The 19319-nt window shown below is 70.4% G+C and carries 16 protein-coding genes; 6 read left to right on the top strand and 10 right to left on the bottom strand.

Translation table 11 applies throughout. The annotated features are described in order from the left end of the window. Nucleotides 1-78: 78 nt before the first annotated feature. The 3 genes from AB0D31_RS02090 to speB all read right to left on the bottom strand — a co-directional run bounded on the left by AB0D31_RS02090 (nt 79) and on the right by speB (nt 6746). A complete protein-coding gene (locus AB0D31_RS02090; protein WP_362715672.1) occupies nt 79-3828 on the bottom strand; it encodes an ABC transporter ATP-binding protein in 3750 nt (1249 codons plus the stop codon). Between the two features lie 126 nt (nt 3829-3954). Then, on the bottom strand, nt 3955-5676 hold the full coding sequence (locus AB0D31_RS02085; protein ID WP_362715670.1) for a thiamine pyrophosphate-binding protein: 1722 nt from the start codon (nt 5674-5676) through the stop codon (nt 3955-3957). Nucleotides 5677-5780: 104 nt separating this feature from the next. Beyond that, nucleotides 5781-6746 carry an agmatinase gene (speB, locus tag AB0D31_RS02080; protein WP_362715667.1) on the bottom strand — a complete coding sequence of 322 codons (966 nt, stop codon included), beginning with the start codon at nt 6744-6746 and terminating at the stop codon, nt 5781-5783. 219 nt (nt 6747-6965) lie between these two features. Here speB and AB0D31_RS02075 point away from each other — a divergent pair, with 219 nt between their 5' ends. From AB0D31_RS02075 to tesB, 3 genes are all read left to right on the top strand, one after another. After that, nucleotides 6966-8693, top strand: a complete 1728-nt coding sequence (locus AB0D31_RS02075; protein WP_362715664.1) for a PucR family transcriptional regulator ligand-binding domain-containing protein — start codon at nt 6966-6968, stop codon at nt 8691-8693. Nucleotides 8694-8920: 227 nt separating this feature from the next. After that, a complete protein-coding gene (locus AB0D31_RS02070) occupies nt 8921-10078 on the top strand; it encodes an acyl-CoA dehydrogenase family protein (protein WP_362715662.1) in 1158 nt (385 codons plus the stop codon). A gap of 44 nt (nt 10079-10122) precedes the next feature. Continuing rightward, the gene (tesB, locus tag AB0D31_RS02065; protein WP_362715659.1) at nt 10123-10998 is read left to right on the top strand and encodes an acyl-CoA thioesterase II; all 876 of its coding nucleotides are present in this window, start codon (nt 10123-10125) and stop codon (nt 10996-10998) included. 218 nt (nt 10999-11216) lie between these two features. Here the strand turns inward: tesB and AB0D31_RS02060 are convergent, their stop codons facing one another. The 4 genes from AB0D31_RS02060 to AB0D31_RS02045 all read right to left on the bottom strand — a co-directional run bounded on the left by AB0D31_RS02060 (nt 11217) and on the right by AB0D31_RS02045 (nt 13182). Then, nucleotides 11217-11438 carry a hypothetical protein gene (locus AB0D31_RS02060; RefSeq protein WP_362715656.1) on the bottom strand — a complete coding sequence of 74 codons (222 nt, stop codon included), beginning with the start codon at nt 11436-11438 and terminating at the stop codon, nt 11217-11219. Between the two features lie 358 nt (nt 11439-11796). Further along, entirely contained in the window at nt 11797-12057 is a 261-nt protein-coding gene (locus tag AB0D31_RS02055; RefSeq protein ID WP_362715653.1) for a hypothetical protein, read from the bottom strand. Between the two features lie 37 nt (nt 12058-12094). After that, complete coding sequence (locus AB0D31_RS02050; RefSeq protein WP_362715650.1) at nt 12095-12580, bottom strand: hypothetical protein; 486 nt, start codon at nt 12578-12580, stop codon at nt 12095-12097. A gap of 278 nt (nt 12581-12858) precedes the next feature. Further along, entirely contained in the window at nt 12859-13182 is a 324-nt protein-coding gene (locus tag AB0D31_RS02045; protein WP_362715647.1) for a hypothetical protein, read from the bottom strand. Nucleotides 13183-13501: 319 nt separating this feature from the next. Here AB0D31_RS02045 and AB0D31_RS02040 point away from each other — a divergent pair, with 319 nt between their 5' ends. Next, nucleotides 13502-14704 (top strand): helix-turn-helix transcriptional regulator, encoded by a 1203-nt coding sequence (locus AB0D31_RS02040; RefSeq protein WP_362715645.1) that lies wholly within the window; start codon nt 13502-13504, stop codon nt 14702-14704. 86 nt (nt 14705-14790) lie between these two features. Here the strand turns inward: AB0D31_RS02040 and AB0D31_RS02035 are convergent, their stop codons facing one another. Beyond that, nucleotides 14791-15405 (bottom strand): major capsid protein, encoded by a 615-nt coding sequence (locus AB0D31_RS02035; RefSeq protein ID WP_362715643.1) that lies wholly within the window; start codon nt 15403-15405, stop codon nt 14791-14793. Between the two features lie 646 nt (nt 15406-16051). Between AB0D31_RS02035 and AB0D31_RS02030 the strand changes: the two genes are divergently transcribed. After that, complete coding sequence (locus AB0D31_RS02030) at nt 16052-16273, top strand: hypothetical protein (protein ID WP_362715640.1); 222 nt, start codon at nt 16052-16054, stop codon at nt 16271-16273. Between the two features lie 40 nt (nt 16274-16313). Here the strand turns inward: AB0D31_RS02030 and AB0D31_RS02025 are convergent, their stop codons facing one another. Continuing rightward, complete coding sequence (locus AB0D31_RS02025; RefSeq protein ID WP_362715637.1) at nt 16314-16499, bottom strand: HNH endonuclease signature motif containing protein; 186 nt, start codon at nt 16497-16499, stop codon at nt 16314-16316. A gap of 990 nt (nt 16500-17489) precedes the next feature. Here AB0D31_RS02025 and AB0D31_RS02020 point away from each other — a divergent pair. Further along, a complete protein-coding gene (locus tag AB0D31_RS02020) occupies nt 17490-18479 on the top strand; it encodes an ornithine cyclodeaminase family protein (RefSeq protein WP_362715634.1) in 990 nt (329 codons plus the stop codon). Nucleotides 18480-18544: 65 nt separating this feature from the next. Here AB0D31_RS02020 and AB0D31_RS02015 read toward each other — a convergent pair whose 3' ends face one another. Continuing rightward, nucleotides 18545-19315, bottom strand: a complete 771-nt coding sequence (locus AB0D31_RS02015) for a phosphatase (protein WP_362715631.1) — start codon at nt 19313-19315, stop codon at nt 18545-18547. Nucleotides 19316-19319 lie beyond the last annotated feature (4 nt).

The raw sequence follows: 19319 nt of genomic DNA, 5'->3' as shown, positions 1-19319 counted from the left end.
GCGATAAGTCGCCCGACGGTTCTCAGGTCTGCCCGCACCCCCGGTCCGCGCGGTTCCCCGCGCCCCTTGACCAGGGGTTCAGGCGCGGGCCGGGATGGTGTCGCGGGGGGTCGGGGTGCCGATGAACGTGCGCCACAGGCGGGCGTACTTGCCGTTCGCCGCGAGGAGTTCGTCGTGCGTGCCGTCCTCCGCGACCCGGCCGCCGTCCATCACGATCACTCGGTCCGCCCGCGCCGCCGTGGTCAGACGGTGGGCGACCACCAGCGTGGTGCGGCGGCCCGTGAGCCGGTCCGTGGCCTGGTTGACCAGGGCCTCCGTGGCGAGGTCGAGCGCGGCCGTCGCCTCGTCGAGCAGGAGGACGTCCGGGTCGACGAGTTCCGCGCGGGCCAGCGCGATCAGCTGGCGCTGCCCGGCGGAGAGGTTGCGGCCGCGCTCGGCCACCTCGTGGAGGTAGCCGTCGTCGAGCGTGGCGATCATGTCGTGCGCGCCGACCGCCCGCGCCGCCGCCTCCACCTCGGCGTCGCTCGCGTCGGGGCGCCCGTACGCGATGGCGTCGCGGACCGTGCCGGCGAAGAGGTACGCCTCCTGCGGGACCACGCCGAGCCGGTGCCGGTAGGCGGTGATGTCCAGGTCGCGCAGGTCCGTGCCGTCGGCGGTGACCCGCCCGCCCGTCGGATCGTAGAACCGCGCCACCAGCTTGACGAGGGTGGACTTGCCCGCGCCGGTCTCGCCGACGAAGGCGACGGTCTGCCCGGCCGGTATGCGAAGGTCGACCCCGGTCAGTGCCTCCTCCGGCTCGTCGCCGTCGTCGGCGGCCCCGTACGCGAAGTCGACGTCCTCGAAGGCGATCTCGCCGCGCAGGGACAGCACGTCGAGCGGTTCGCGGGCGGCGCCCGTGGAGGTCTTCTCGCGCAGGAGTTCCTGGATGCGCTTGAGCGAGACCGCCGCCTGCTGGTAGCCGTCGAAGACCTGCGAGAGCTGCTGCACGGGCGCGAAGAACAGGTCGATGTAGAGGAGGTAGGCGACGAGCGCGCCCGTGGTGAGGGTGCCGCCGTCGACGCGGTGTGCGCCCACGATCAGCACGGCGGCCGCCGCCACCGACGACAGGAGCTGCACGAAGGGGAAGTACACGGAGATCAGCCACTGGCCGCGTACCCGCGCCCGGCGGTAGTGGTCGCTGCGCTCGGCGAACCGTTCGGCCCCGTCGTGCTCGCGCCGGAACGCCTGCACGATGCGCAGACCCGACACCGACTCCTGGAGATCGGCGTTGACGACGCTGATCCGCTCGCGGGCCAGTTCGTACGCCTTCACGCTCTTCTTGCGGAAGACGTACGTGCCGACGACGAGCAGCGGGAGCGTCGCGAAGACGACGAGGGCGAGCTGGAGGTCGATGACGAGCAGCGCGACCATGATGCCGAAGAAGGTGACGACGGAGACGAACGCGGTGACCAGTCCGGTCTGCAGGAACGTGGACAGCGCGTCCACGTCCGTCGTCATGCGGGTCATGATCCGGCCGGTCAACTCCCGCTCGTAGTAGTCGAGTCCGAGCCGCTGGAGCTGGGCGAAGATCTTCAGGCGCAGGGTGTAGAGGACGCGTTCGCCGGTACGTCCGGTCATGCGGGTCTCGCCGGTCTGGGCGAACCACTGCACCACCACGGTGAGCAGCGCGAGCCCGGACGCCGCCCACACCGCGCCGAGCGCGAGCTTGGTGACGCCCTGGTCGATGCCGTGCCGGATGAGGACCGGCAGGATGAGGGAGCCGCCGGCGTCGATGGCGACCAGGAGGAGCGAGATGAGGAGGGGCAGGCCGAAGCCGCGCAGCAGCCGGCGCAGGCCGTACGACTCCTCGGGCTGGACCGCCTTCGCCTCGTCTATCGCGGGCACATCGGTCGCCGGCGGCAGCGCCTCGACCTGGGCGAGCAGTTCGGGGGTGGCGGGCATGCCGCCGGGGGCGGCCGATTCGGGCTTCTCCTCGCGTATCCACAGCGGCGGCGTGATGCCGCGCTCCGCGTCGAACTCGGCGTCCAGCTCGTCCCGTACGGAGTGGTCCTCGTCCTCGGTGTGCACGGTGGGCGGGGTGTGGCCCGGGGAGACCGCGCCGAGCTCGTCGGGGTCGGTGAGCAGACGGCGGTAGAGGGCGCTGTCGCGCTGGAGTTCGTCGTGGGTGCCGATCGCGGCGAGGCGTCCGCCGTCGAGCACGGCAATGCGGTCGGCGAGGGCGAGGGTGGAGCGGCGGTGCGCGATGAGCAGGGTGGTGCGGCCGGCCATGACGGACTTCAGGGCCTCATGGATCTCGTGCTCGACGCGGGCGTCGACGGCCGAGGTCGCGTCGTCCAGGACCAGCAGGCGGGGGTCGGTGAGGATGGCGCGGGCGAGCGCCATGCGCTGGCGCTGGCCGCCGGAGAGGGTGAGGCCGTGCTCGCCGACGGTGGTGTCGTACCCCTTGGGCAGTTCGGCGATGAAGCCGTCGGCCTGGGCGGCCCGGGCCGCCTTCTCGATCTCCTCCTGCGTGGCGTCCGGCTTTCCGTACGCGATGTTGGCGCGGACGGTGTCGGAGAAGAGGAAGGAGTCCTCGGGGACGAGGCCGATGGCGGCGCGTAGCGAGGACAGCGTCAGCTCGCGCACGTCGTGGCCGCCGACGAGGACGGCGCCGTGCGCGACGTCGTAGAAACGCGGCAGGAGGAGGGAGACGGTGGACTTGCCGGAGCCGGACGCGCCGACCACGGCGACGGTCTCGCCGGGGCGGATGGAGAGCGAGAACCCGTCGAGGACGGGCCGCTCGTCGTCGTAGCCGAAGCGCACGTCGTCGAATTCGACGGTGGCGGGGGCGTCCGGCGCGAGCTCCTTGGTGCCGTCCTGCATCGACGGCTCGGTGTCGATGAGCTCCAGGACCCGCTCGACGCCGGCCCGGGCCTGCTGGCCCACGGTGAGCACCATGGCGAGCATGCGCACGGGCCCGACGAGCTGGGCGAGGTAGGTGGAGAACGCGACGAACGTGCCGAGCGTGATCTGGCCCCGGGTGGCGAGCCAGCCGCCGAGCGCCAGCATCGCGACCTGGCCGAGCGCGGGGACGGCCTGGAGGGCCGGGGTGTAGCGGGAGTTCAGCTTGATGGTGCGCAGGCGGCCCGCGAACAGCTTGCGGCCGACCTCGCGGAGTTTGCCGGTCTCCTGGTCCTCCTGGCCGAAGCCCTTGACGACGCGGACCCCGGAGACGGCGCCGTCGACGACCCCGGCGACGGCGGCGGCCTGGCCCTGCGCGTACCAGGTGGCGGGGAAGAGGCGGGTGCGGCTGCGCTTGGCGATGAACCAGAGCGCGGGCGCCACGGCGAGGGCGACGAGGGTGAGCAGCGGCGAGAGCCACGCCATGATCACGATGGAGATGATGAAGAGCAGGATGTTGCCGATGGTCATCGGCAGCATGAAGAGCAGGCCCTGGATCAGCTGGAGGTCGCTGGTGGCACGGCCGACGACCTGTCCGGTGGACAGCTCGTCCTGACGCCGCCCGTCGAGCCGGGTGATCGTGCGGTACATCTCGGTGCGCAGGTCGTGCTGGACGTCGAGAGCGAGCCGCCCTCCGTAGTACCGCCGTATGTACGTCATCCCGTACACGACGACGGCGCAGGCTATGAGGAGCCCGGTCCACACAGTCAGGGAGCGGGTGTGGTCGCCGATGACGTCGTCGATGACGACCTTGGTGATCAGCGGCACGAGCGCCATGACGGCCATGCCGCCGAGCGACGAACCGAGTGCCAGCACGACATTGCGCCGGTACCGCCAGGCGTACCCGGTCAGCCTGCGCCCCCACCCCTGTTGCGCACCCTCCGTCACGACATTCCTCCCGTTGGTACGTGTCCTGCCGCAAGCACCAACACGGGGGCCTGCGGATTTCATCCCGCCGCAATGAATCGCGGTGCATACGGGCCGTAAGGACGAGGACTCCGGTCTTGGACGGACCTACAGGTGGGTCGGGGCGAACATCTTCAGGACGGCGGGCAGCACGACCACCGAGGGGCCGGGGGTGGCCAGGGCCTTGGCGAGGTCGGCGGTGAGGGTGTCCGCGCTCGTACGGACGGCGGGGACGCCGAAGGATTCGGCGAGGGCGACGAAGTCGGGGCGGGCGAGCTCGGTGACGGCGGCCGTGCCGGTCGCGGCGCCGGCGTCACTGTCCGTGGCGGCGGCGGTGGTCTCACCGGATGGGTCCCTCAGGTACTCGCGCAGGATGCCGTAGCCCCCGTCGTCGACGATCAGCCACGTGACCGGCAGGTCGTACTGTCCGGCCGTGGCGAGCTCCGCGAGGGAGTACATGGCGCCGCCGTCGCCGGAGACCGCGAGGACCGGGGTGGCGGGGTCGGCGACGGCCGCGCCGAGCGCGGAGGGGAAGGCGTAGCCGAGGCCGCCGGCGCCCTGCGCCGAGTGCATCGCGCCGGGCCAGGCCGACCACGCCCAGTAGGTGAGGATGGTCATGTCCCAGAAGCTGGGCGCCGTCGCGGGCAGCGCCGCGCGCACGGCCGCGAGGATCTTTTGCTCCTCGTCGAGGCCCTGGGCGTCGATGCGCTCCCGTACCCGCTCCAGGACGGTCCGTACGCGCTCGGGCGCCTCCGTATCCGTGCGCTCGTCGACGGTTTCGAGGAGGGCCTGGAGCGCGATGCGGGCGTCGGCGTGGATGCCGAGCGCGGGGTGGTTGGCCTCCAGTTTGCCGAGGTCGGCCTCGATCTGGATGATCCGGCCGCGCGGCGCGAAGGTGTGGTAGTTCGACGACAGCTCGCCGAGCCCGGAGCCGACCACGAGCAGGACGTCGGCGTCTTCGAGGAAGTCCGTGGTGTGGCGGTCCTCCAGCCAGGACTGGAGTGAGAGCGGGTGTTCCCAGGGGAAGGCGCCCTTGCCGCCGAAGGTCGTCACGACGGGCGCGTCGAGGCGTTCGGCGAGCGCGCGGAGCTTGCCCGCGGCGTCGGCGCGTACGACACCGCCGCCCGCGATGATCGCCGGGCGGGCGGCGTTGGCCAGCAACTCGGCCGCCACGGCGGTCAGTTCGGGGCGCGGAAGAAGGTCTTCGGGGAAGGCGTCCATCGCGGTGACGACGGGCAGCGCGGTCTCGGCGAGGAGCACGTCCTCGGGGATCTCCACCCAGACCGGCCCGTGCGGCGCGGTGAGCGCCGACTCCCAGGCGGCCGCGATCGCGGAGGGGATCTGCGACTGGCCGCGCACGCAGTGGACCGACTTCACGATGTCGCGGAAGGAGGCCTGCTGGTCGCGGAGCTCGTGCAGATGACCGTGTCGCCCGCCGTCAAGTCCCTTGCGCGGTACCTGACTTGAGATCGCGATGACCGGCGACGAGGCGGCGGCCGACTCCTGGAGCGCGGCGAGCGAGGTGAGCGCGCCGGGCCCGGTCGAGAGCAGCAGCGGGGCCGCCTCGCCGGTGATCCGGCCGTACGCGTCGGCCGCGAAGCCCGCGTTGTTCTCGACCCGCAGCCCGACGTAGGCGAGGTCGGAGCGGCGCAGCGCGTCGAACATGGCGAGCGCGTGCTGGCCGGGCAGCCCGAACACGGTGGTCGCGCCGAGCCCGGCCAGCGTCTCCACGACCAGGTCGCCACCGGTGCGGCCGGGCGGAGGGTTCAGGGCCGCCTCCACTTGGCGCGGCGTGGGCCGCAGCTCGATGTCGTGGTGGTCGTGGCTCATCGCGTCCTCTTCCGTGGCGCCCGGCCCGGGCCCGGTGGCGGGCTCCCCCGCCCCCGGGCCGCGTGGCCTGGTGCTCAGCTCGTCGTCAACCGGTCCTCCGCACCTCAGGCGCGGCCCGCCGCGATCTGGCGGGACATGATCGTGGTCAGCTCGTACGCGGTGTGCGAGGCGGCCACGCTGGTGATCTCCGCGTGATCGTAGGCCGGGGCGACCTCGACGACATCGGCGGAGACCAGGTTGCAGGAGGACAGGCCCCGCAGGATCTCCAGGAGCTCGCGCGAGGTCATGCCACCGGCCTCGGGGGTGCCGGTGCCGGGCGCGTGGGCCGGGTCGAGGCAGTCGATGTCGATGGAGATGTAGAGCGGGCGGTCGCCGATGCGCTGACGGAGCTGGTCGGCGACCTCGTCGGCGCCGCGCCGGTAGACGTCGGCGGAGGTGACGATGCCGAAGCCCATCTTCTCGTCGTCGGTGAGGTCCTGCTTGCCGTAGAGCGGGCCGCGGGTACCGACGTGGGAGAGCGCCTCGGTGTCGAGGATGCCCTCCTCGACGGCCCGGCGGAACGGGGTGCCGTGGGTGTACTCGGCGCCGAAGTAGGTGTCCCAGGTGTCGAGGTGCGCGTCGAAGTGGAGCAGCGCGACCGGGCCGTGCTTCTTGGCGACGGAACGAAGGAGTGGCAGCGCGATGGTGTGGTCGCCGCCGAGCGTCATGAGGCGGGCGCCGGTGCCGAGCAGGTCGTCCGCGGCCGCCTCGATCGTGTCGACGGCCTCGTTGATGTTGAACGGGTTGGCCGCGATGTCACCGGCGTCGGCGACCTGGGCCAGCGCGAAGGGCGAGGCGTCCTGCGCCGGGTTGTAGGGGCGGAGCAGACGGGAGGCCTCGCGGATGGCGTTGCCGCCGAAGCGGGCGCCGGGCCGGTAGGAGACGCCGGAGTCGAAGGGCACGCCGACGACGGCGACATCGGCGGTGCCGACCTCGTCGAGGCGGGGCAGCCGGGCGAAGGTCGCGGGACCGGCGTACCGCGGGATGCGGGACGAGTCGATCGGACCGCGCGGCGTTTCGTTGCTGCTCATGTGAAGTGCCCTTCCTTTTCGGCGTGTTGTGGCGACCCCGGTCCGGTGTGACGCGCCGGTCGTGGCGGTCCGGGCCGGGTCCGGCGGCGCGGGGGAGCCTGTCCGTTCCCCCGTATGCCTCCGCGTGCGCCGGTCGGCACGACCATAGGTGGCCGGGCAGCCCCACTGAAGTGTACGTTTCCTCCACTTCTCACGCCGCCGATGGATGGATCGTCCACCATGCCGGAACCGACCGCGCCGCCCACCTCGCCCACCCCACCCACTCCGCCGATCGCTCTCGCCGCCCTGCTGGCCCGCGCGGACCTGGGACTGCGACAGCTCGCGGGGCCCTCGCACGCCTCCATCCGCTGGGTGCACACCTCCGAGATGGCCGACCCGTACCCGTATCTGCTGGGCGGCGAGCTGTTGATGACGGCGGGGGTGCAGCTCGCCGACCCCGAGGTGTACGTGTCCCGGGTCGTGGCGGCGGGCGCGGCGGCGCTCGGCTTCGGGGTGGCGCCGGTGCACGAGGAGGTGCCGCCGGCCCTCGTCGAGGCATGCGCGCGGCACGGGCTTCCGCTGATCGAGGTGCCGCCGCGCACGACGTTCTCCGGGGTGGCGCGGGCGGTGTGGCTCCTGATGGCCCGCGCCCGGGAGGACGAGCTGAGACGGGTGAGCGAGGCACAGCGGGCCCTGGCGGCGGCCGCGTCGCGCTCCGCGCCGGTCGGGGCGGTGTTGCGGGTGCTTGCGGGGCGGGTGGGGGGTTGGGCCGCGCTCGTGACGCCGGAGGGGGCGGTGGTGGAGGCGGCGGGGGTTGAGCCGGGGTCCCTTGCGGGGGTGCGGGGGCTGGTGCGGGTGGTGTCGCCTTCGGCGGGTCTTCCCCACGGAAGGCCTCCGGCGGATACGGCGGGGGACGCGGCTCCGTCGACCGCCGCCCATCGACCACGGGGCTCCGCCCCGGACCCCGCTCCTCAAACGCCGGAGGGGCTGATTTTCACGCCGCCCGAGCCGACCCCCTCACCGGAGGGGACGAACCCCGCACCGGAGAAGGGAGCGGGCGAGTCGACCGCTGCGGCGTTCGAGGAGCCGGGATCCGAGGGCGGAGCCCGTGGGGTGGGCGCAGGGGCGCGGACCGCTGATCATCCGGCGGAGGCTTTCGGGAAGGGGCGGGGTGGGGAGAGTCCCCCGAAGGCGCACCCCCTCACCGCCAGCTCCAGCGCCAGCGCCAACGGCACCCACCTCTCCGCCTACGCCCTCACCGGCCCCCTCACCCTCGCCCTGGCCACCCCCCACCGCTCCCCCGGCGACCACACCATCGCCGGCGTCGCGGCCGTGCTGCTCTCGCTGCTCACCGCCGGGCGCCCCACCACTGACGAAGCCGCCCGTTCCGCCGCGCTGGTGCGCATGCTGCTCGGCGGCTCGCCCGGGGAGACGGCGGCGCTGCTGGGCGAAGGGCCCTGGGTCGTCGTACGCGCCCGGGGCACGGGCACCCCGCCCGACCTCGGCACGCCGCTGGTGGACGCGGCGGAGTCGACCGTACGCGCCCTCGTCCCCGCCGACCGCGAGGTCACCCCGCACCCCGGCTGGACCCTGGGCGTGAGCGCACCGGCCGGAATCGAGCGGCTGGCCGTGGCCGACACCCAGGCCGCCCGCGCCCTCACCCGCGCCGAGGCCACCCGCTCCCCGCTGGTCCGCCATCGCCCGGCCGGGTTCGCGGCGCTCCTCGCCCCGGCCGAGGCCGCCGCGTACGCCCGCGACCTCCTCGCCCCGCTCAGCGAGCCACTGCGCACGACCCTGCGCAACTGGCTCTCTCGGAACGGCAGTTGGGACCGCACAGCCACCGCGCTCGGCGTACACCGCAATACGGTGCGCCAACGCGTCGCCCGCTGCGCGACGCTGCTCGCCGCGGACCTGGACGACATGGACGTCCGCACCGAGCTGTGGCTGGCACTCAAGCAGGACGAATGACCAGGCCGAGTGACCCCGCCGCATGGCGATCCGCCCGCGGAGCGGGGGTGCGGCACGGGGCGCGGTCCTCGCGTCCTCCGGCCTCCCAGGCCGGGGTGACGCAGGAGAGTGGGGCGTCACACTCTGGCCCCCTGGACAGCGCCGGTGACCGCCGGGTAACTTCGTTATTCAACCTGAGCAAGCGCTTAGCCAATGCTTGGCCAAACTGCCATCCGAGGAGGGCGTCCGTGCGCCGTACCGTTTTCAACGAGGACCACGAGGCGTTCCGGGACACCCTGCGCGCCTTCATCGAGGCCGAGGTCGTACCCGCCTACGACGAGTGGTTCGCCGCGGGCATCGTGCCGCGCGAGTTCTACTCCAAACTGGCCGACCTCGGCATCTTCGGCATCCGCGTGGACGAGGAGTTCGGCGGCGCCGGCATCGACTCGTACAAGTTCGAGGCCGTGATGTACGAGGAGACGGCCCGCGCGGGCGTCCAGTTCGGCGGCTCGGGTGTGCACGTGCTGCTCGGCCTGCCCTACATCAAGATGCTCGCCGACGACGAGCAGAAGAAGCGCTTCCTGCCGAAGTTCGTCACCGGCGAGGAGATGTGGGCGCTCGCGATGACCGAGCCGGGCACCGGCTCCGACCTCGCGGGCATGAAGACCACGGCCAAGCTCTCCGAGGACGGCTCGCACTACGTGCTCAACGGCGCGAAGACGTTCATCACCGGTGGTGTCCACGCCGACCGCGTGATCGTCTGCGCCCGCACCGACGCGCCGACCGCCGAGGACCGCCGCCACGGCATCTCGCTCTTCGCGGTGGACACCAAGTCCGAGGGCTACTCGGTCGGCCGCAAGCTCGACAAGCTGGGCCTGAAGACGTCCGACACCGCCGAGTTGGCGTTCGTCGACGTGAAGGTGCCCGTCGAGGACCTGCTGGGCGAGGAGAACAAGGGCTTCTACTACCTGGGCCACAACCTCGCATCCGAGCGCTGGGGCATCGCGTTCGGCGCGTATGCGCAGGCCAAGGCGGCCGTGCGGTTCGCCAAGGAGTACGTGCAGGACCGCACCGTGTTCGGCAAGACGGTCGCCTCGTTCCAGAACACCAAGTTCGAACTGGCCGCCTGCCAGGCCGAGGTGGACGCCGCCGAGGCGGTCGCCGACCGCGCGCTTGAGGCCCTCGACGCGGGCGAGCTGACGCCGGCGGAGGCCGCGTCCGCGAAGCTGTTCTGCACCGAGGTCGCGCACCGCGTCATCGACCGCTGCCTCCAGTTGCACGGCGGCTACGGCTTCATGAACGAGTACCCGATCGCCCGTCTGTACGCGGACAACCGCGTGAACCGGATCTACGGCGGCACCAGCGAGATCATGAAGTCGATCATCGCCAAGAACATGGGCCTGTAAGGGCCTGTCAAGGCCTGAAACGGCGGTCAGGTACAACTACCTTCATGCATCAGGCACTTGAGAGCCTCCTCGATCTGCTCGACCTGGAGCGGATCGAGGAGGACATCTTCCGGGGGCGCTCCCGCTCGGCGGTGGTCCCCCGCGTCTTCGGCGGGCAGGTGGCGGCGCAGGCGCTGGTCGCGGCCGGCCGCACCGTGCCCGCCGAGCGGCTCGCGCACTCGCTGCACGCGTACTTCCTGCGGGCGGGTGACCCGGGTGCGCCGATCGTCTACACGGTCGACCGCATCCGCGACGGCGCGTCCTTCACGACCCGCCGCGTCGTCGCCATCCAGCACGGGCAGCCGATCTTCCACCTCTCCGCGTCGTTCCAGCGGTACGAGGAGGGCATGGAGCACCAGGCGGACATGCCGGTGGCGCCGGACCCGGAGTCGCTGCCGACGGCGGCGGAGATGCTGCCGCGGTACGCGTCCGCCTTCCACGACCCGGGTGTCGTGGACCGGCTCCTCGAAGCCCGGGCGGCGGTCGACCTGCGGTATGTGGACGCGCCTCCGTGGGGCACGGTGGGTACGCCGCGTGAGCCGCGCTCGCAGGTCTGGTTCCGCACGAACGGCAAGCTCGCGGACGATCCGCTGCTCCATGTGTGCCTCGCGACGTACGTCTCCGACATGACGCTGCTCGACTCGGTGCTGCTTGCGCATGGGCGGGGCGGGTGGACGGTGGGTGATGTGGTGGGTGCCTCGCTGGACCACGCGATGTGGTTCCACCGGCCGTTCCGGGCGGACGAGTGGCTCCTGTACGACCAGGAGTCGCCGTCGGCCTCGGGGGGCCGGGGGCTGGGCCAGGCCCGCATCTACACGCAGGACGGGCGGCTGGCGATCACAGTGATCCAGGAGGGCGTGGTTCGGGTGCCGCGCGCCTGAACACCCCGGTGTGCCTGGAGCGGTGCCGCGTCCCGGGCCACGTGGGCCGGTGGGGGCCGGTGGGGGCCGGCCGGCATGGGCAACTGGGGCGGAGCCCCAGGTGCTTGCGCCTCCGCCCAACTTCCCACCCCCGGAGGGTTTCGGGAAGCCCCGATGCTCGTAAGTAGGGGTGCTGTCCCGCACGACCTGATGCCGGGCGGGACAGCTTGGAAGGCTTACTAGTTGTCCGTCGAGCGCCGCATCGCGGGCAGCTCGTCCCACTGCGGACCGTGCACCAGTCCCGGCGCATGGTCCGGGCAGGCGTAGAGCGTCGTTCTGGGGCCGATGGTGCTTTGAATCCAGCGGACAGCGATCGGCGCCCTGGTGAGCGTCTTGCACGCGATGCACAGCGCCACACGGCCGGGCAGGACGAGCGGGAACAGTTCCTCGGCGGTCGTCATGCCGACATCACCCGGCGCCGAACGGGCGTGATGTTGATGGTCGGGTGGTCGTAGTCGATGCCGACTTCGGCGAACGCTGTTGCCACCGCCGTTCACGCTGTAGCTGCGGAAGTTCGGCGCCCTCGCGGAAGATCTCGCGGACAATTCGGGGTAGCGCGTGAGACTGCCCGTCGAGCGGTGCGCGTTCTGCGCGAGCGAGGCATGGTCGCGACCGAGTGGGGCAGGGGGAGCCGTGTGGTGGACCGGTCACCGCGGGGGCACGCCGGCGAGGACGGGCACCAAGACGACGAGTAGCCCCGCCGCCCATGGCACGTATGCCGGGACGAGCGTGGCTACTTGCTGTCTAGTTGCGCGTCGGTCAGCCCCCGGTGGGCGGTACTACGAAGCCGCGTGTGGCGGTCCGACCCTGGTTGGACCGGGAGTCGTGCGCGCTATCGGCAGCCTTGGCCAGCACCGCCGACCATGCCTCGGCCTTGATGGGTTCCCGGGTGGCAGGGTCGGCGATGTCATAGACACCCCACGGGCCCTCACTGTTGTTCGGGTCCATGGGTGCGACGATCCAGGAAAGGCCCAACCGCTTGATCTTGGCCTCGACTTCTCGGGCCTCGTACGCGTCCATTGACTCACCTTCCGTCCTGACTTGCGCGCCACCTTAGCTACTTGCCGCTGCCCCCGCCGTGCGTTGCGCACTTACCAGGGTTGATCGGCCCGCAACCCCCCGGCACCGGGGTGTGAGAGCAGTTCGCGGCCACGCCCACCAGGGTCTTGATCGGCCCGGTCCACAGCTCCGCGTCCACGGTGAACCCGGCCTGTTCGATCAGGGCGACCGTGCGGGCCAGGACGTCCGGGTCGTGCCGTTCCGGTCCCGGCCGCTCCGGGAAGTAGTTGACGAAGCGCCCCAGTCCCGCGCAGAGCCGGGCGTACAGCCGGGTGTGCAGAATCAGCGCGTGCCATCCTTCGTCCACGACCTTGGACGGTTGGATCGACACGGCGGGGAACTGGGCAGCCGCGGCTACGTACTTGAGCGCTTCCGTCACGATGCGCTCTGCCATAGCTTCGGACATGCCGGGGTTGTTGTCGCGGACTGTTGCGGCGACCCCCTCGAACCCCTGCGGGGTGAGTAAGGCGTGTGCGTCTCGCATGTGCTTCTCTCCTTTGCGGGTTGGACCCGCTGTCTGCGTTGGACCTCACATCACGACGCAGACAGCGGGGTTGAACCCCGCCTCCCGGGTGGACGGGACCGCCGTCCCGTCCGCCTGCCCTTCGCAGCAGGGGCGGGCCGGTGCGAACCTCACCCGGAAGCCGGAGTCTCAGAGCCGACCGCTCACGCCCCATACGAGCAAGGCCACGGGGAGCGCCCACCCGATGATGAGCATGAGTGCGCCTGCCGCTCGGCCTCGCGTGGTCGGTAATCGGGGGCTCATGCGCCGGCCTGCGCGTGCTCGGCGTCGTCCTCGGCGGCTCCGCCCAGGTGCCGGTACTCCAGCCGGTTGACCTCGGCCCGCCGCTCCTGCTCGGCCGTGTCCGCCAGCACCACGACGGCCACATCCTCAGTCGTCCGCTTGAAGATCGCGTGTCCCTTGGTAGCCGTGTGGTGGCTCATGGCACGCGTGGCCCGCTCGATGTCGGCGGTCGGCAGCACAACGAATGAGCAGGACTGGCAGGACACGAAGGTCCGCAGACCCCCGTCCGGGTGGGAGGTGACCTTGTAACGCACGAACCGCGCCGTGCTCCTGGTGCTCATCAGCGCCCGCCCACCGGTGTCGTCCACACGCGCGCCTGCCAGACTTCGGCGTCAGACGGCGGGCGGAGCCTGCTTGGCGGGGCGGTCCACTCCACACCCCCGCCCGGCGGAACGAGGTACACGCTTCCTTCGAACAGGCTACGCACCTCTCCAATCCGCCCACCTGTCGTATCTACTGCATAACCACCCACCATGGGCGTCCAGTTATCGGCCATCACTTCTCGCCGTCCCCTCGAACGTCGTCAGCCTTGATCGTGCTGCCGCCAAGCAATGCCGACTAGCGGCCCCATGTAGGCCAGCTGTCGGCCAGACTGGACGCATGTCGGAGAACACGGGGGCCAACATCCGGCGCGAGCGGGGACAGCGCGGATGGAGCCAGGCACGCCTAGCGCGAGAGATCTGCCGAGTTGCCGGAGTTCAAGGCGAACCGGTCGGCCGCCAAGAGATCAGCCGATGGGAAACAGGGAAGCGCACGCCCCGCGAATGGTTGCCGTCCATCGCTGCCGCCCTCGAAGTGCCCGTGGATGCGCTCACAGCGCCGCAGGCTCCCCCCGAACCTCCGCTGCCGACACTCGCGGACTACCTGCCCGCCGATGATCCGCTAGCCCCCCTCACAGCCCGCACGGGGCGACGCATCGGCAAGGAGCAGGTGGACGACCTGCAACAGCGCGTACACGGCCTACGGCTAGCCGATGACGTTTTAGCCGGCGGCGACCTGATCCGTCCCGCACTCCGCGAACTCCGCTCAGCCGTAAAGCTCTACCGAGAAGGCCGCCACAGCGGAACAGTTGGACGCGAACTCCTGCGCCACATCGGTGAGTTGGGACAGATCGCTGGATGGATCGCGAGCGACGCCGGTCAACATAGCGAGGCGGAACAAATTTATCGGATAGGGCTCAGCGCAGCCAGGCAGGCAGAGGACGACACCCTGGCCGCGAACCTCGCCGGGTCCCTGGCATATCAACTCAGCAATATCGGAAGGGAGGTTGACGGGCTTCAACTTGCCCGTGCAGCTCTCGACGTTGCCGGAATGAACGCACCGGGCAAGGCTCGCGCGCTGTACCTCGACCGGGTGGCATGGGCGTACACCAAGGCCGGTGAAGTTCAGCCCGCCATTCGGGCACTGGGCGAGGCAGGCGAAGCACTCAGTCAGGACAGCAAAGGAAGCGAGGCACCGGCCTACCTGTACTGGGTTGACTCCGGCGAACTACAGGTCATGGAGGCTCGTGTCTACACGGAGCTACGCCGACCACTCCGCGCCGTTCCGCTGCTTCGGGACGTACTCAGCCGGTACGACGCGACCCACACGCGGGAACTTGCCCTGTACCTTTCCTGGCTCGCCGTCGCCCTCTCCGACGCCAACGAACCCGAGGAGGCGGTAACCGTCGCTGAACGCGTGATCTCGCTTTCCGCCGACGTAGCCAGCGAACGAACAGCAGAACGTGTGCGAATCGTGCTCGCTCGCCTGGATAAGTTCCGCGACGTACCAGACGTCCGAGCACTGCTGGACAGCGTCGCATGAACGCGGAAGGCCCCCACACCCGCCGCCCGTTCAAGGGCAGCGAGCGCGGGGGCTCTGTGGTGTTGGTCAGCCGGCGAGGACGTTGGTCAGGCGTGCAGCGGCCTTCCCGCCGAACAGCGCGAGACCGCAATAGAAGTCGATCCGGGTGCGATACACAGGCTTGTCGTGAGACTCGCCCAGGTCAGTGGTCTGCACACGCCGTTGGTCAGACCGGTGACTCCGGCGTCGGCCTCGGTGGACCCGAAGCGCACGGCGTAGATGTCGCCAGTCTGCTTGGCGCCTGTTCCAGCGGTCATCGGGAGTACGTCGGTGCCGTCCAGCTTCTGCCCGGCATCGAGGAGCGGGATGCCCTTCCACGTGGTGGTGCGCTTTCCGGCGATTGCAGCCGAGAGGAGTTCGGCACCGCCGAGCCGCCGGAATCCAGACTCGATCTTCGCCCGGAGCGCGGCGTTCATGTAGAGCGCTCCGTTCGTGCCGTTGAGGCCGCGTACCTGGGCAACGAGCGCGTCCAACACATCAAATAAGTCATGGCCGTTGGCGACCGGGCCGACTCCCTTCGCGTCCAGGACCTGACCGCCGAGCAGCCGCTTGCGCAGACCATCGAACCCCTTCGGATTCACCTCCACATCGCCATTGAAGAACTGGTCAGCGAAGTGCGCTCGTCCCGCGCTGTTGCTCGGCCTCGCGTCGGTGAGCCTCACAGCGCCCACCAGTGGTCAGCTCGGGGCACCCGGGGACAGAGCACGGGGGGCGGGGCTTGCGGGGCATAGGGGTCACCTTCGATGGGAAGGGGTACTGGTCATTCGCCGATGCATTCGGGGAACGGCCCCGGACAGCAAGACCGATTGGAGCCCTCATGACTGAGGAAGTATCAGATGAATCCACGCAGGAATATCGGTGGGTAATTAAGGACGCAACGGCCCTGAAACCCGGAGTCGTCTTCTGGTCGGAGTCGGGCCCTTGTCGCGTTACTGGCGCGGCCACTGCTACGACCGGTAAGCACGGGTCGAAGAAATATATGGTCAAGGCAATCAAGTTGCCGGACAACGAACCGACAACCGTGTCATTCGCGAGCAACGAGAGCGTACGCGTCGCTCATTAAAGTAGCGGACGGCCACCGCCCCGGCGCGCGATACTGTGCCGGGGCGGAGTCATGTCCGCGGGATGGACGGAATCGAACCGTCTCTACCGCCCGGTTTCAGCACGGGAACCGCCCGTACCTACTCGGGGCAGAGTGCGCGCCTATACCGCACCCCTTCCGCACCAGGACGAGCCGGGTTAGGGCCGGTCCAGGGCGGTGTCTGTGCGACGGGCGTGACCTCAGCGGGCCAAGATCGTTGGCAGCGCATGAACTCCACCAAGCGCGTACTTGCTGCTCTGGCTCTGACGGGTGCGGCGCTCTCAATGACCGGCGTGGCCCAGGCTGATGATGGCCCCCTGACGGTAAACCGTGATGAGTCGTTCAACTATTACTCGGAGACGCTCGGCGACTCCGTCAACCAAGGAATTGCAAACGTGATCAGTCCACAGAGTGTTATTAATGGCTTGGGCGGGGGCGGGCTTTGGTAGGCGGTTAGACCAAAAACTTGTGTGGTTGGAGGGCGGTCTCCTAAGCCGCCCGTCCTCCGAACTCGGTACAGGTCTTGAGCTGGTGGCAGCCGTGGCACAGCACTTGAACGTTGCTGTCTATGTCCTCGCCACCGAGGGACAGCGGACGCACATGGTCCACGTCCACCCCGTCCGCCGGGAAGTCACCCAAGCACCAGTCGCACCACGCCGAGCCCCGTTCCTGCACTCGCCGGCGGAGCCGTGCCGCAGCATCGAACCGCTTCGCACGTCGCCGACCACGCGAACGGCGAGCCCGAACCGTGGGACGGTCTTGGTGCGCCTAGTCGTGAACTCCGCAGCGTGCATGCCGAGTTGCCGTGTCGCTGCATTCCATGCAGGGGGTCATCAGTCACCGCCTGGTGCTCGTTGATGTGTGGAGTGCTCGCTCTCTTGCCCAAGTGGTAGGGACCGAGGGTGTTGCACCATCTGTCGGGCAGAGCGGCCTACTAGCCCCCACTCCTATGAGCAGTGGGGACGGAGAGATTCCATGGCGCGGCGTGGTGCACGGGCGACGCTGGTTCCGAGAGTCGGGCGCTCGGTCCGCCAGATTCCCCCGTTGGGTGGGTGCGCGGTAGAGTCCCCCTCTCATTCCCTGTGGAGGGCAGAGGTTTCCCGTCCGCCGTAGCGGGCTCGCGCTGTTCCCGCTTCCGGGAGTATTAGGGACCAGTGGATTCCCGAGGGTGCGTTTCGGTGACGCGGTGACGCCTGAGACACTGATCTCCAATCCCCCTAGATTTTCTTATGGGTTTGGGAACAGTTCCAAAAGTCGTCACTTCGACACTCTTCGCACCGCCGCTGTAAGGCGCCCCAGCCTTGTCGGCAATCAGGCTGCTCTCGCTTCCGGTCTATGTGGAGAGCGGAGGTTTCCGGAGCCCCGCCCGGGCCGGATCGTTCCTGCTCTCACTACGTACGGGAGAGCGGAGGTGTCCCGGAGCGCTGATCCGTGGCGATGTGCCGAAGTGTGGCTGTGCGGGTCAGGTTGCGGTGTGCACTGGTTCCGGGCGTGGGCACGGGGGCTGGGGCGGAGCCCCGGCGACCGCGCCCCGCGCCCCGCGCCCCGCGCGCGGAACGTGTTCACGGGCAACGGCGTGTCGCAGTCGAGGCAACGGGAAACGAGGTCGACGCTTTGGCTGTGCGGTCGTCGGCCGGACGACCCGGCATCGGGAGGTTGAGGCGCATGCTCGTGCTGGGAGGCGCGCAAGTCGAGGCGCTACTCGACGTGGACTCGTTGATCGACGCCCTGGCCCCGGCGATGGCGGACCTCAGCGCGGGCCGTGCCTCGGTACCCGACCGCGTCGCCGCCCTGGTGCCCGAACACGAGGGATTCCTCGCGGCCATGCCGGGCTTCCTGCCCTCGGCCGGGGTGCTGATGACCAAGCTGGTGTCACTCTTCCCGCACAACGACGTGACCCGACTGCCCACACATCAGGCGCTGATCGTGGCGTTCGATCCGGACACCGGCGAGCCCGCCGCGCTGCTGGACGGTACGGCCATCACCGCAGCACGCACCGCCGCCTGCTCCGCGTTGTCGGCACGCCTGCTGGCCCGTGAGGACGCGACCGTACTGGCCGTGCTGGGCACCGGCGTGCAGGCCCGGTCCCATGCCCGCGCGATCTGCCGGGTCCGCCCCATTGAGCAGATCCGCGTCGCGGGCCGCGATCCGGCAAAAGCCGCTGCCCTGGCCGCGGAACTCTCGGCCGTACTGGAGGGCGACGTCCGGGCCGTGCCCAGCTACGCCGAGGCGCTCGACGGCGCGGACATCGCCGCCGCGGCGACCCATGCCGTCGAACCCGTGATCCGCCGTTCCTGGCTGACACCCGGGGTGCACATCACGTCCGTGGGATACAACCCGGCGGGCCGCGAGATCGACGACGCCACGGTCGCCGAGGCGCTGGTGTGCGTCGAATCGCGCCAGGCCGCGCTCGCCCCGTTCCCCGCGGGCAGCAACGACCTGCTCATGCCGATCCGCGACGGCCTCATCACAGCCGATCACGTCCATGCCGAGCTGGGCGAACTCATCGAGGGCAGCAGGCCGGGGCGCACCGCACCGGACCAGATCACCCTCTACAAGTCGGTCGGCGTGGCAGCACAGGACGCCGCAGCCACGGCCCTGGTCGTCGCCTCGGCCCGCGAACGGTCCGTCGGGCAGGAGATCACGCTGCAGTAAGGCCGTACCTACCTCCGGGCCCGCCCCCGGACCTATGGACCTACGGACCTACGGACCCACCCGGGTCAGAGTGTCAGGCCCGCCGCGTCCAGCAAGTACGCCGTCATGGGCTCGTAGAAGCGGGGGTCCAGGACGTGGTCGTCCAGCGGCACCGTCACCTGGAGCGAACCCTCCGCCTCGCCGATGAACAGCGCCGGGTCGTTGCAGTCCGCGTACCCCATCGCGTCCACGCCCCACTGCCCCGCGCACCCCGCCCACCCGTGGTCCGCGACCACCAGGTCCGGCGGGGTCTCCAGGGCCCCGAGGATCGCCCGCATGGGTTCCGGCGAGTGGGTGTGCCACAGCGACGCACCCCGCTCGAACACGGCCACGTCCGCGAACTGCACGACGTAGCCCTCGTCGGCGGTGAGCCCGCCCGGGATCCGTACGATGTCGCACCCCGCCGCGCGCAGCGCCGCAGCCGTCCGGCTGTGGACGTCCAGGAGCGCGCCCGGGTGACCGGTCGCGAACAGCACCCGCTCCCGCCCCGCCGCGGCCTTGCGCAGCCGCGCCGCCATCCGGTCGAGGCCGTCCACCGTGAGCTCGGGGTCGATGGTGTCCTGGCCGGTGCGGTGCTCCGGGTCGTCCACGACGCCGCACCGCTCGGCCATGACGGCGAGCACGTCCTGCTCGTCGGCCCAGCGGTCGCCCAGCTCCAGGCCCAGCCAGTAGTGGCGGTCGCCGTTGGCGAGCCTGCGGTAGTGGGAGAGGTTGTTGTCGCGGGGCGTGGCGACGTCACCGGCGATCCGGGTGCGGACTAGGTGGTCGACAAGGGCGGCACGGCTGGGTATCGGCATGCCG

The organism is Streptomyces sp. NPDC048361 (assembly GCF_040651795.1).
Lineage (GTDB): Bacteria > Actinomycetota > Actinomycetes > Streptomycetales > Streptomycetaceae > Streptomyces.
This window is presented reverse-complemented; position numbering and strand designations above follow the sequence as displayed.

Excerpts from the sequence above, each read along its gene's own strand:
- AB0D31_RS02085 (WP_362715670.1), bottom strand. The coding sequence starts at position 5,676 with ATGAGCCACGACCACCACGACATCGAGCTGCGGCCCACGCCGCGCCAA.
- speB (WP_362715667.1), bottom strand. The coding sequence starts at position 6,746 with ATGAGCAGCAACGAAACGCCGCGCGGTCCGATCGACTCGTCCCGCATC.
- AB0D31_RS02075 (WP_362715664.1), top strand. The coding sequence starts at position 6,966 with ATGCCGGAACCGACCGCGCCGCCCACCTCGCCCACCCCACCCACTCCG.
- tesB (WP_362715659.1), top strand. The coding sequence starts at position 10,123 with ATGCATCAGGCACTTGAGAGCCTCCTCGATCTGCTCGACCTGGAGCGG.
- AB0D31_RS02060 (WP_362715656.1), bottom strand. The coding sequence starts at position 11,438 with ATGACGACCGCCGAGGAACTGTTCCCGCTCGTCCTGCCCGGCCGTGTG.
- AB0D31_RS02055 (WP_362715653.1), bottom strand. The coding sequence starts at position 12,057 with ATGGACGCGTACGAGGCCCGAGAAGTCGAGGCCAAGATCAAGCGGTTG.
- AB0D31_RS02050 (WP_362715650.1), bottom strand. The coding sequence starts at position 12,580 with ATGCGAGACGCACACGCCTTACTCACCCCGCAGGGGTTCGAGGGGGTC.
- AB0D31_RS02045 (WP_362715647.1), bottom strand. The coding sequence starts at position 13,182 with ATGAGCACCAGGAGCACGGCGCGGTTCGTGCGTTACAAGGTCACCTCC.
- AB0D31_RS02040 (WP_362715645.1), top strand. The coding sequence starts at position 13,502 with ATGTCGGAGAACACGGGGGCCAACATCCGGCGCGAGCGGGGACAGCGC.
- AB0D31_RS02030 (WP_362715640.1), top strand. The coding sequence starts at position 16,052 with ATGAACTCCACCAAGCGCGTACTTGCTGCTCTGGCTCTGACGGGTGCG.
- AB0D31_RS02020 (WP_362715634.1), top strand. The coding sequence starts at position 17,490 with ATGCTCGTGCTGGGAGGCGCGCAAGTCGAGGCGCTACTCGACGTGGAC.
- AB0D31_RS02015 (WP_362715631.1), bottom strand. The coding sequence starts at position 19,315 with ATGCCGATACCCAGCCGTGCCGCCCTTGTCGACCACCTAGTCCGCACC.